Source organism: Neisseria sp. GT4A_CT1, from assembly GCF_000227275.1.
GTDB lineage: Bacteria > Pseudomonadota > Gammaproteobacteria > Burkholderiales > Neisseriaceae > Neisseria.
This window is the reverse complement of the sequence record NZ_JH164968.1, coordinates 59,607-70,784: the sequence shown is the minus strand read 5'-3', so window position 1 is coordinate 70,784 and position 11,178 is coordinate 59,607. Positions and strand designations below refer to the sequence as shown.

The 11,178-nt window shown below is 56.3% G+C and carries 10 protein-coding genes; 3 read left to right on the top strand and 7 right to left on the bottom strand.

Features of this window, described 5'->3' with window-relative positions:
- Positions 1-185: 185 nt before the first annotated feature.
- From HMPREF1028_RS09030 to HMPREF1028_RS09020, 3 genes are all read right to left on the bottom strand, one after another.
- Positions 186-1,136, bottom strand: coding sequence for a sel1 repeat family protein (locus HMPREF1028_RS09030; RefSeq protein WP_009312485.1), 951 nt, complete (start codon positions 1,134-1,136; stop codon positions 186-188).
- Between the two features lie 75 nt (positions 1,137-1,211).
- Entirely contained in the window at positions 1,212-3,362 is a 2,151-nt protein-coding gene (gene dinG, locus HMPREF1028_RS09025) for an ATP-dependent DNA helicase DinG (protein ID WP_009312483.1), read from the bottom strand.
- Between the two features lie 383 nt (positions 3,363-3,745).
- Positions 3,746-4,012 (bottom strand): DUF3079 domain-containing protein, encoded by a 267-nt coding sequence (locus HMPREF1028_RS09020; protein ID WP_003766405.1) that lies wholly within the window; start codon positions 4,010-4,012, stop codon positions 3,746-3,748.
- A 368-nt stretch (positions 4,013-4,380) separates the two neighbouring features.
- On the opposite strand from HMPREF1028_RS09020, the gene glmS reads away from it, so the two are divergent.
- On the top strand, positions 4,381-6,219 hold the full coding sequence (gene glmS, locus HMPREF1028_RS09015) for a glutamine--fructose-6-phosphate transaminase (isomerizing) (protein WP_009312480.1): 1,839 nt from the start codon (positions 4,381-4,383) through the stop codon (positions 6,217-6,219).
- 86 nt (positions 6,220-6,305) lie between these two features.
- On the opposite strand, the gene HMPREF1028_RS09010 is transcribed toward glmS, so the two are convergent.
- The 4 genes from HMPREF1028_RS09010 to HMPREF1028_RS08995 all read right to left on the bottom strand — a co-directional run bounded on the left by HMPREF1028_RS09010 (position 6,306) and on the right by HMPREF1028_RS08995 (position 9,167).
- Positions 6,306-7,223 (bottom strand): IS30 family transposase, encoded by a 918-nt coding sequence (locus HMPREF1028_RS09010; protein ID WP_232203840.1) that lies wholly within the window; start codon positions 7,221-7,223, stop codon positions 6,306-6,308.
- A 224-nt stretch (positions 7,224-7,447) separates the two neighbouring features.
- Positions 7,448-7,834 (bottom strand): ribosome silencing factor, encoded by a 387-nt coding sequence (gene rsfS / locus HMPREF1028_RS09005; RefSeq protein ID WP_009312476.1) that lies wholly within the window; start codon positions 7,832-7,834, stop codon positions 7,448-7,450.
- 67 nt (positions 7,835-7,901) lie between these two features.
- Positions 7,902-8,513 (bottom strand): nicotinate-nucleotide adenylyltransferase, encoded by a 612-nt coding sequence (nadD, locus tag HMPREF1028_RS09000; protein WP_009312475.1) that lies wholly within the window; start codon positions 8,511-8,513, stop codon positions 7,902-7,904.
- A gap of 57 nt (positions 8,514-8,570) precedes the next feature.
- Positions 8,571-9,167: a carbonic anhydrase gene (locus HMPREF1028_RS08995; protein ID WP_009312474.1), complete on the bottom strand. Its 597-nt coding sequence runs from the start codon at positions 9,165-9,167 to the stop codon at positions 8,571-8,573.
- A 160-nt stretch (positions 9,168-9,327) separates the two neighbouring features.
- Here HMPREF1028_RS08995 and HMPREF1028_RS08990 point away from each other — a divergent pair, with 160 nt between their 5' ends.
- Together HMPREF1028_RS08990 and HMPREF1028_RS08985 are read left to right on the top strand one after the other, a co-directional pair.
- Positions 9,328-10,206 (top strand): DUF4743 domain-containing protein, encoded by an 879-nt coding sequence (locus tag HMPREF1028_RS08990; RefSeq protein WP_009312473.1) that lies wholly within the window; start codon positions 9,328-9,330, stop codon positions 10,204-10,206.
- 82 nt (positions 10,207-10,288) lie between these two features.
- Positions 10,289-11,178, top strand: an 890-nt coding sequence (locus tag HMPREF1028_RS08985) for an ABC transporter ATP-binding protein (RefSeq protein WP_009312472.1), incomplete at its 3' end; no start/stop codon positions are given.

Here is an 11,178-nt window from a genome sequence, read left to right as displayed (position 1 = left end):
AATGTTGTGTCTTGATTCCAATTACAGCCCGTCATCTTCGGGAGGCTCGGGAGGGCGCGGCGACCAGTAAACTTCTTCTTTTTTGACGATACCGCGTTTGAGGATATCGGCGGCAAGGGCGGCGGTGTCGGGCGGATTTTGGTAGAACGCTGCATCTTCTTTACTCTATTGCGGAGTAGATGTCCTTACCAAGTTGGGTTTTGGCGGGAGGCGAGGGGGAGGACTTCGTCTAGACGCGGGAAGGTGTAGAAGGGGTTGCCGCTTTTGGTGCCTGTGCCTTTAAGTGCCTTATACAGCTCGGCGTAGGCCGCTTTACGGATTGAATCAGCAGGAGTAGCCGAAAATTCTGCCATAGCCCCCTTCTTTTGATCAAAAACCATCATCAAGCGTACAGCAGCGCCCCCACCTCCGTCACCACCATGGCGCACGGCATTATGCATTAACTGCAAAGATTCTTTCAGATCACCATCAATAGCTTTAAACGAAGATAATTGCTTCATTGCTGCAGAGAAGCCTTGTTTAGAAGCACAATCAAGAAGTAATTCTTGGGTTTTTAAATCCTTTATCCGGTCTTCATAAATCAACGACAGCTCATACTGCGCCAGCGGCACGCCCAAATCCACCGCCTTTTGCAGATAGGCAAGACCAAGTTGCGGATTGCGGCGATAACCTGCATTGCCTTCGTACAGCGCGTCAAACAGCCAATAGTTTGCCATCGCCCAGTTTTTGTCCAGACCGTAGTGCAGCCATTTGCGGGCGCGGTTTTGCAAGGGGTTGTACATAATGCCGGTCGAACCTTGCACATGGGTGTAGAGCAGGTAAAGGTTGTTGATTGCCTGATAATGCCCCCTCGATGCAGCGGCTTCGTACAAGACAATCATGTCCTGAAATTCCTGTTTGTTCATACGCCAGTCTTTAGCATCCAGCAGAGTGGCGGCACGATACCAAAGATGGGATTCGGCATCAGGTGGGGACGGCGGTGTCCAAGTCGCGCAGGTGTATTCGGTGCGGTTGGGATCGAATGCTTTGGGGGCGGGATGGGTTTGGACGTAATCGCGGTCGGGCATGTTAGGAGACGCCGAACCGCAGGAAACCAGCAGGGGGATAAGCAGGGCGATGAAAGTGAGTTTTTTCATGGTATGTGTTGATTGTGTTTATGTTGAGGTCGTCTGAAGCTGAAAATCAGGTTTCAGACGACCTTTTTATAGGTTTCAACCTATCCTTTTAAACGGCGGCAGGCTGGCTAGTAATTGTTGGCCGTACCGCTGCGTTTTGACGCGGTTGTCGAGGATGGTCACGCGGCCGTAGTCTTGTTCGGTGCGGATGAGGCGGCCGACGGCTTGGATGAGTTTGATGCCGGCTTCGGGGACGGTGATTTCGATGAAGGGGTTACCGCCGCGCTGTTCTATCCAGCGGTTTTGGGTTTTTTCGATGGGGTTGTCGGGCATGGCGAAGGGGAGTTTGGCGATGATGACTTGCACGCAGGCGGTGCCGGGCAGGTCGAGTCCTTCGGCGAAGCTGTCGAGTCCGAAGATGATGCTGGCTTTGTCTTCTTCTATGGCTTGGTGGTGTTTTTGCAGGAGGACGGCTTTGGGCAATTCGCCTTGTACGAGCAAGAGCGGCAGGTAGTCTTCGGGCAGGCGCAGGGCGACATCCTGCATTTGTTTGCGCGAGGAAAACAGGACGAGCGTGCCGATGGCTTCGGTGGGCGAAATGAGCTTGGGTAGCCATTCGACGATGGCGGCGGTGTGCGCGGCGGGGTCTTTGGGACTGGCATGCACCGGCGGGATGTAGAGTTCGCCTTGCGCGTCGAAATCAAATGGGCTTTCTAAGGCAAGGGTGGTGGTTTCGGGCAGCCATTGCAGTCCGGTTTGGCGCAGGATCAGGTTGAAGCTGCCCAAGGATTGCAGGGTGGCGGAGGTCAACACTGCGCCTGCCGCGCGCCGCCACAGGCTGTTGGCGAGGTGGGATGCGCTGCTGATGGGGCTGGCGTTGAAAATGTAGTCGTTTTTGTCGTCGGCGCGGCGGGTTATCCATTTCGCCAGCGGTTCTTCGCCCTCGAGCGGGACGGTGGAGAGCAAATCCCATGTGGCGGTAATTTGTTCGATGCGGGCGCGGAATACGCCGAATTCGGTGCTTAGGCGGTCGATTTGCGCGCTGTTTTGGTCTTTGTCGCGGCGGGCGGTGGACAATGCGTCGTTGAGGCTGTTGATGTGTTTGTAGAGGCTGCGGGCGGCGATAGCGGTGTTGGAAACGGTGGTTTCGAGGCCTTCGGGGATTTTGCCGTCCTCCCACAGCCAAGTCGGTTCGCTGTTGATCCGTCTGTCGTTTTCAGACGACCCCAAGCCCAAAGACGGCTCTTCGGCGAGGTGGAACTGCCATTCGTGCAGGCTTTCGAGCAGCGCCGCGGCGGCTTCGTCGGCAAGGTTCGCCAACTCGCCTTTGTCGGTGAGTGCGGCAATTTTGCCGGTAACCTGCGGCAGTTTTTCCAACGCCCACACCGCTTGGTTCCACGAATGCTCGGCGGCAAACTGGCTGAGTGCTTTTTTGGGCAGGTGGTGCGCTTCGTCGATGCAGTAGAAGCTGTTTTCAGGGTCGGGCAAAATCACGCCGCCGCCCATGCTGATGTCGACCATCAGCAAATCGTGGTTGGTTACGACGACATCGACGGTCTCCAGCGTGTCGCGGGCAAGGTAAAACGGGCATTCCGGACGGTTGGGGCAGGCGGCTTTGAGGCAGCCGTAGTTGTCGTTGTTCACCTTCATCCAGATGGTGTCGTCGATTTTTTCCGGCCAAGTGTCGCGGTCGCCGTTGAACCGTCGGGCGGAAAATTCGTCGGCGATGTCGCGCAGCAGCTTCAATTCTTCGGGCTTGGGTTTGCTGTCCCACAACACGGCGGGGGCTTCGAAACCGAGCAGGTTTTGCTGGGCGTTGCTTTGCGTGAGTTGGTAGAGTTTGTAGGGGCAGAGATAGCGGCCGCGCCCTTTGGCAAGCGCGAAGGTCAGTTCCAAACCGCTTTTTTCAACCAAAAACGGCAGATCGCGGTCCACCAGCTGCTCCTGCAAGGCAACCGTCGCGCTGCTCACAATCAGCCGCTTGCCGCGCGTCTGCGCCATAATGCCGCCCGCCAGCAGGTAGGCAAGCGATTTGCCCACGCCGGTCGGCCCTTCGATCACGGCAATGCTCTCGCCCTCGCGCTTGGGCGGCTCGCCGCCTTCTTCGCGCGTCAACGTCCGCGAAAAAGCGTTGGCAACCGCCGCAATCATTTCCCGCTGCGAAGCGCGCGGACGGAAACCGGGCAAGTTTTTGCCGATATTTTGGTAATGGTCGCGGATGGCGTTTTTTTCTAAATCGGTGAGCATTGAGGTCGTCTGAAAAGGTGGATTTGCTTATGAATTGGTTATTTTAGCATTTTTCGGGGGCGGGTTCGGGAGAGATGGGAGGGGTCGTCTGAAAAGCATATTTTGTGTTTTCAGACGATCTTTGGTAAGGGAAGCCACATTGGGATAGGGGATTTGAACCGTTGCCGTTTCTGTTGCCGTCATTCCTGCCCTCGCGTAGGCGGGGGCGGGAATGACGGAATTTGATGACATACCATATTTAAAGTTAAGTATGTTTGCTAGGGAGATGGGCAGCGGCGGTTTGGCGCGGGTGGGGTCAATTTCTTGGGGCATCGTTGAAATAAAGATAAGGGCGCATGACTGCGCCCCTTCGGTTTTCAGACGACCCCTTAAGCTTGGCGGGATTAAGCCGTTTTGTTCCGCAACGGCAGTTTGATATGCGGCTTGGCGGGTTTGGGCGCTTCTTTCAAGCCCAGTTCGATTTGCTGCTCTTCGCTCAACAAATTGCTCCAGTCGCCTTTTTTATACCACTCGCGCCCGTCCAATTCGATGGGGTGCTGGATGCGCTCGCAGCCGTTGCCGCATTGCAAATCGTCTTCTTTACAATATTTGTCGCAACCCCAGCAGATGCGCTCCGGCGCTTTGGGGAAGATGGGGAATTTTTTTGCCATGGTGTGAAATCCTTGTTTTTATTTTCATGAAATTATAAATGATTCGATTGCGGCAGCTTGGTTTTTGTACGTCTTTTTACGCTGGACAGTTAAGAAATGTATAAGGTCGTCTGAAATAGCCAGCCGATTCATGTTATATTTATACAGACAGCATATCAACCTATTCGATAAAACTAATCCGCCATATGGCACTCAAACGGCGGAAAGCCTAATATTTGAAACTATTTTTAAAGCAATCAATCAGTTGGATTTACTGTTAATTTCTTTAAAATTCAGTATGATATATTACGCTCTGATATAATGTGCGGGCAAGGCGTACGGAAGCCGGCGTCTTGTCTTTTTTCAACTTTAGATACTAAGGAACTTATATGTGCGGTATCGTCGGCGCCATCCGCGCCAATCACAATGTAGTCGATTTTCTGACCGACGGTCTTAAACGCCTTGAATATCGGGGCTACGATTCGTCGGGTATCGCCGTGAATACAGACGGCAAAATCAAACGCGTGCGCCGTGTCGGCCGCGTGCAGCTGATGGAGGACGCGGCGCGCGAAAAAGGCGTGTTCGGACACATCGGCATCGGCCATACCCGCTGGGCGACCCACGGCGGCGTAACCGAACCCAACGCCCACCCCCACATCTCCGGCGGGATGATTGCCGTCGTCCACAACGGCATCATCGAAAACTTCGAAGCCGAACGCGAACGCCTCAAAGCCTTGGGTTACACCTTCGAATCGCAAACCGACACCGAAGTCATCGCCCACAGCGTCAATCACGAATACACCCAAAACGGCGGCAAACTGTTTGAAGCCGTCCGCGCAGCCACCGCCCGTTTCCACGGCGCATACGCCATCGCCGTGATGGCGCAGGACAAACCCGAAGAAATGGTCGTTGCACGCATGGGCTGCCCGCTCTTGGTGGCATTGGGCGACCAAGAAACCTTCATCGCCTCCGACGTATCCGCCGTCATCGCCTTTACCCGCCGCATCGCCTATTTGGAAGACGGCGACATTGCCGTATTGAGCGCGAACGGTATTGAAAAACTGATCGACAAAACCGGTGCCGACACCCAACGCAAAGTCAAAGTATCCGAGTTGTCGCTCGCTTCGCTGGAGTTGGGCCCTTACAGCCACTTCATGCAAAAAGAAATCCACGAACAGCCGCGCGCCATCGCCGATACCGCCGAAGTCTTCCTTGACGGCGGCTTCGAACCCGAAAACTTCGGTGCGAACGCACGCGAAGTGTTCGACGACATCAGCAGCATCAAAATCCTCGCCTGCGGCACATCCTACTACGCCGCGTTGACCGCCAAATACTGGCTCGAATCCATCGCCAAAATGCCGACCGATGTGGAAATCGCCAGCGAATACCGCTACCGCGACGTGATTGCCGATCCCGAACAGCTCGTCATCACCATTTCCCAATCCGGCGAAACCTTGGACACCATGGAAGCCCTGAAATACGCGCAGTCTTTGGGACACAAACACAGCCTGTCCATCTGCAACGTCATGGAATCAGCCCTGCCGCGCGAGAGCGAATTGGTGCTGTACACCCGCGCCGGCGCGGAAATCGGCGTCGCCTCCACCAAAGCGTTCACCACGCAACTGGTTGTATTGTTTGGCTTGGCGGTAACGCTGGGCAAACAGCGCGGTTTGGTCTCCGCCGAAAAAGCACGCGAATACGTCGAAGAGCTGCGCCAACTGCCCGGCAGCATCCAACACGCCCTCAACCTTGAGCCGCAAATCGCCGCGTGGGCGCAAAAATTCGCCAAGAAAACTAGCGCACTCTTCTTGGGCCGTGGCATCCACTTCCCGATTGCCCTCGAAGGCGCGTTGAAGCTGAAAGAAATTACCTACATCCACGCCGAAGCCTATCCCGCAGGCGAATTGAAACACGGCCCGCTGGCATTGGTGGACGAAAACATGCCCGTCGTCGTCATCGCGCCGAACGACGGTTTGCTGGACAAAGTCAAAGCCAATATGCAGGAAGTCGGCGCACGCGGCGGCGAACTCTTCGTCTTCGCCGACTTGGACAGCAATTTCAACGCCACCGACGGCGTGCACGTCATCCGCGCCCCGCGCCACGTCGGCGTCCTCTCGCCGATCGTGCATACCATCCCCGTGCAGCTCTTGTCCTACCATGCCGCCCTCGCACGCGGTACGGACGTGGACAAACCGCGCAACCTGGCGAAATCGGTTACAGTTGAATAAAGCCTGATTTGAACGGTAAAAGGTCGTCTGAAAACTGGGAAACCAAAGTTTTCAGACGACCTTGGATTCGGATTTCAAGTGCAACACTAGGGTACCAGCGGTTGGAACAGATTCAAGAATAAAACACTTGGCGTTTCGTAGCCAAGTGTTTTTCTTGGCCGGTGGTTCAACTCATCTTGAACCCTGCGTATCTCCCGATTGCTGATGTTTCGGAAATCGGTTTGTTTGGGGAAATATTGGCGGATGAGTCCGTTGGTGTTCTCATTCAGCCCTTTCTCCCAAGAATGGTAGGGGCGGCAAAAATAGGTTTTCGCTGCTAACGCTTTGGCTATTTTGGTGTGTTGGTAGAATTCTTTGCCATTGTCCATGGTAATGGTGTGCACCCTGGCTTTATGTGCCTTTAATGCCCTAACGGCTGCTAGGGCAGTGTCTTCGGCTTTGAGGCTATCCAATTTGCAGATGATGGTGTAGCGGGTAGTGCGTTCGACCAAGGTCAATAACGCGCTTTTCTGATTTTTGCCGACGATGGTGTCGGCCTCCCAATCGCCGATGCGGGTTTTCCGGTCGACGATAGCAGGTCGGTTTTCTATGCCGACGCGGTCGGGCACTTTGCCTCTGGTCCATGTGCTGCCGTAGCGTTTGCGGTAGGGTTTGCTGTATATCCTGAGGTGTTGCCACAACGTACCGCCGTTGCTTTTGTCTTGGCGGAGGTAGCGGTAAACGGTGCTGTGATGGAGCGTGATCCCGTGGTGCTTGCGCAGGTAGGCGTATACTTGTTCGGGACTGAGTTTGCGGCGGATAAGGGTGTCGATGTGTTGAATCAGCTGCGAATCGAGCTTATAAGGTTTTCGCTTACGCTGTTTGGTAAGCCGGCTTTGCTTCTGTGCTTTTTCGGCGCTGTATTGCTGTCCTTGGATGCAGTACCGCTTGATTTCGCGGCTGATGGTGCTTTTGTGGCGGTTAAGCTGTTTGGCGATTTCGGTGATGGTGCAGTGGCGTGACAGGTATTAGATATGGTATCGTTCGTCTTGGGTCAGTTGTGTGTAGCTCATGGCAATCTTTCTTGCAGGAAAGGCCGTATGCTACCGCATACTGGCCTTTTTCTGTTATGGAAAGTTGCACTTCAAATGCGAATCCGCCGTCGTCTGAAAGCTTCGGTTTGGGCAAAAAGGGGGTAGGGCGTGCGCAATAAAGCCGTCTGTATGCACAGACGGCTTGGGGTGATGGTTTAGTCGGCGGCGTGCCAGGGTTTTTGCGCGCCGGCGTGGAAGCTGGGTTTTTCGCCGCCCCAGAGGGTGTCGATGTCGTAGAAGTCGCGGACGGCGGGCAGCATGACGTGGACGATGAGGTCGCCTGCGTCAACGAGCGTCCATTCGCCGCTGTCGCCTTCGGTGCTGAGGATTTCGAAGCCGGCTTCTTTGAGGCTGACGGCGACGTTGTTGGCGAGGGCTTTGACTTGGCGGGTGCTGTCGCCGCTGGCGATGATCATGCGGGCGAACAGTGAGGTTTTTTCTTGGGTTTGGAGGACGGAGATGTCTTTGGCTTTGATGTCTTCGAGGGCTTCGACGGCGGTTTCGACCATTTTTTGCAGGTCTTGCAGTTCTTGTTCGTTCATTGTTTTCCTAATGGTGGGAATGAAATGGGGTTTGGACGATATTATAACTTATCTGTATGAATTTACGCTATTTTCCGCTTTGGTACAGTTTGTGTTCGCGGATGTAGCGGGCGACTTGGGGCGGGAGGTCGTCTGAAAGTCTGCCGCTTTGGAGGGTTTGGCGGATTTGGGTGGAGGAGGTGTTGTGCAGGGGGGCGTTGAGGATGCGGACGCTGCCGTTTTGGAGGGCTTCGCCCAGCCAGGCGTGGAGTTCGCGCGGGGTTTGGTTGAGGTTGTCGCCTTGGCGCATGGCGACGGCGATGTGGGTTTGGCGCACGAGGGTCTGCCATTTTTTCCAAGTGTGCAGTTTCATGAGGCTGTCGCTGCCCATGAGCCACCAAAGTTGGGTGGCGGGAAATTGCTGGCGGAAGATTTGGACGGTGTCGAAGGTGTACGTTGCGCCGTCGCGGACGATGTCGCAGTCGCTGGAGGCGAAGCGGGGGTCGTCGGCGATGGCGAGTTCGGTCATGATGAGGCGGTCTTGGGCGGGGGCGCGGGACGGGTCTTTGTGGTAGGGGTCGCCTGCGGGCAGGAAGACGACGGTGTCGAGTCCGATTTCGTCGGCGAAGGCGCGGGCGATGTGGAGGTGGCCGTTGTGGATGGGGTCGAAGGTGCCGCCGAAAAGTCCGATGTTTTTCATGGGTGTCCTTGGGTGTGGGGTGTGCGCTCTGTTTGGGTTTCAGACGACCTGTCGGGTTTATGGGTTGGCGGGGTCGTCTGAAAGGCTTTTTGCCTCGGGGCTGCCGTCGACGATGAGGGTAAGCTTGCCGGTGGTCGGATGGATGACGAGTCCGTGGACGGCGATGTCGGCGGGCATGAGCGGGTGGTTGCGGATGACTTTGACGGTGTGGCGGACGCTGTCTTCTACGTTGTCGAAACCGGTCAGCCAGTCGTCGAGATCTATGCCGGCGTTGCGCAGGGTTTCGATGCGGTCGTCGGGGATGTCGCTTTCGTGTACTTTTTCAAGGAAACCGGCGGCGTTCAGCCCCTTCATGCCGCAGTCGTGGTGGGCGATGACCATGATTTCTTTGACTTTGAGTTCGAACACGGCGACCAAAAGGCTGCGCATGACGGAACCCCAAGGATGGGTAACGACCGCGCCGGCGTTTTTAATGAGCTTGGCGTCGCCGTTTTTCAGTCCGAGCGCGTCGGGCAGCAGCTCGATGATGCGCGCGTCCATGCAGGACAGGATGGCCAATTCGCGGCCGGGATATTTGTCAGTGAAATATTTTTCGTATTCGCCCGATTCGACAAAATTTTGGTTATAGGCGAGAATTTCGCTCAATTCGCTCATGGTGTTGGACCTCCGAAAGAATGGGACGATTATAGCGGTTTTCGGGCGGTTTGGCTTTGCAGCGTGTGCCGTCCGGCTATGGATAGAGTTGGTTGCAAATTGAAGCGGAGCAGATACAATCCGCTTTATGATTATGTATTGATTGGATTGAGGAACAGCCATGTCTTCGCGCCCTTGTTTTTCCGAAACGCTCGACCGCCGCACCCACGACGCGCTCTACGATTGGGCGCGGGCAAGTTACGGCGCGTCGGACGACTGGAACACGCTCTATCTAAACGGGCTGGCTTTGGGTCGTCTGAATCCGCTTTGGCGCGAACGGATCAAACAAGACTGGCAGGAAGGGCTTTCTGAAATTTCAGACGACCTCTGCCTGCAAACGGACAACTGGCTGGCGATGAGCGACAGTTTGCAGCACTTGGCGCACGAATGGAAAAGCCTCGGACTGCTGCACGGCTGGCGCGATGAAAAGTTTGACGTGTGCGACGACGCGGGCAAGGTTCTCTTTGCGTTGGAACGCGCCGCCTTCCGCCCGTTCGGACTCATGAGCCAAGCCGTCCACCTCAACGGACTGGTGCAAACCGACGGCGGCTGGCATTTTTGGATAGGCCGCCGCAGCCCGCACAAAGCCGTCGATCCCGACAAACTCGACAACCTCGTCGGCGGCGGCATTGCCAGCGGCGAAACCCCGTTTGAAGCCGTCTGCCGCGAAAGCGAAGAAGAAGCCGGACTGATGCCGCCCGCCCTCGGCAACCTCCGAGCCGCCGCCCGAATCCACAGCCTGCGCCCCGTATCGCGCGGCATCCACAACGAAATCCTGCACATCTTCGACATCGTCCTGCCCGAATCCGTCCGCCCCGAAAACCAAGACGGCGAAGTCGCAGGGTTTGAATTAATGAACGTTTCGCAACTCGTCGAAACCATGTTGTCCCAAACCATGATGCACGATGCCCAGCTCGTTACCCTAGAAGCCCTCAAACGCTACGGCGCGCTCGACAGGCAGCATCCGCTAAGCCTTTGGCTGGACAGCCTTTGCCGCTGAACGCCGAAAAATAAAACAGTACAAAACCATTAACGCCCCGCCGTTTTCCTTTCCCGATTCCCCAAAAGGTCGTCTGAAACCCATGCTCCGACTTACCGACATCTGCAAACGCTTCGACAGCAAAACCGTCGCCGACCGCATCAGCCTGACCGTGTCCGCAGGCGAAACCCTTGCCGTCCTCGGACGCTCCGGCTGCGGCAAATCCACCCTGCTCAAAATCATCGCAGGCATCGTCAAACCCGACAGCGGCGAAGTTTGGCTGGACGGGCAGGACATCACCGCCGTCTCGCCCGAAAAACGCAACGTCTCGCTGATGTTTCAAGACTACGCCCTGTTCCCGCACCTGACCGCCCAAGAAAACGTCGGCTTCGGACTCAAAATGCGCCGCCTGCCCAAAGCCGAAATCGAAGCACAAACCATGCAGGCGCTGCGCGACATCGGTTTGGAAAACGAAGCCCGCCGCAAACCCGGCAGCCTCTCCGGCGGCGAACAGCAACGCCTCGCCCTCGCCCGCGCCCTGATTATCAAACCGTCCCTACTCCTCTTGGACGAAGCCTTCTCCAGCCTCGACACCCACCTGCGCCACACCCTCTACCGCCTGACCGACGAGAGCATCCGCCGTCAAAACATCCCCGCCGTCCTCGTAACCCATTCCCCCGAAGAAGCCGCCGCGCTGGCAGACCATATCGCCCTCATGCACGAAGGGCGCATCCTCCAATACGGCACGCCCGCCGAACTTTTTCGCCGCCCCGCCGACGCCCAAGCCGCCCGCCTGCTCGGGCTGCCCAACACCGACGATGCGCGCCACATCCCGACACACGCCATCCGTCCCGACTCGCAAGGCACACCCTGCCGCATCCTGTCCCTCACCCCTTTGCCCGACAGCCTGCGCCTGACTTTCGCCCACCCCGAATACGGCGAACTGACCACCCTGTTGCCCGCCGGACAGCTACCCGCCGGCGATACCGTGCC

Excerpts from the sequence above, each read along its gene's own strand:
- HMPREF1028_RS08995 (WP_009312474.1), bottom strand. The coding sequence starts at position 9,167 with ATGAGCGAATTGAGCGAAATTCTCGCCTATAACCAAAATTTTGTCGAA.
- rsfS (WP_009312476.1), bottom strand. The coding sequence starts at position 7,834 with ATGAACGAACAAGAACTGCAAGACCTGCAAAAAATGGTCGAAACCGCC.
- HMPREF1028_RS09030 (WP_009312485.1), bottom strand. The coding sequence starts at position 1,136 with ATGAAAAAACTCACTTTCATCGCCCTGCTTATCCCCCTGCTGGTTTCC.
- HMPREF1028_RS09020 (WP_003766405.1), bottom strand. The coding sequence starts at position 4,012 with ATGGCAAAAAAATTCCCCATCTTCCCCAAAGCGCCGGAGCGCATCTGC.
- dinG (WP_009312483.1), bottom strand. The coding sequence starts at position 3,362 with ATGCTCACCGATTTAGAAAAAAACGCCATCCGCGACCATTACCAAAAT.
- nadD (WP_009312475.1), bottom strand. The coding sequence starts at position 8,513 with ATGAAAAACATCGGACTTTTCGGCGGCACCTTCGACCCCATCCACAAC.
- glmS (WP_009312480.1), top strand. The coding sequence starts at position 4,381 with ATGTGCGGTATCGTCGGCGCCATCCGCGCCAATCACAATGTAGTCGAT.
- HMPREF1028_RS08990 (WP_009312473.1), top strand. The coding sequence starts at position 9,328 with ATGTCTTCGCGCCCTTGTTTTTCCGAAACGCTCGACCGCCGCACCCAC.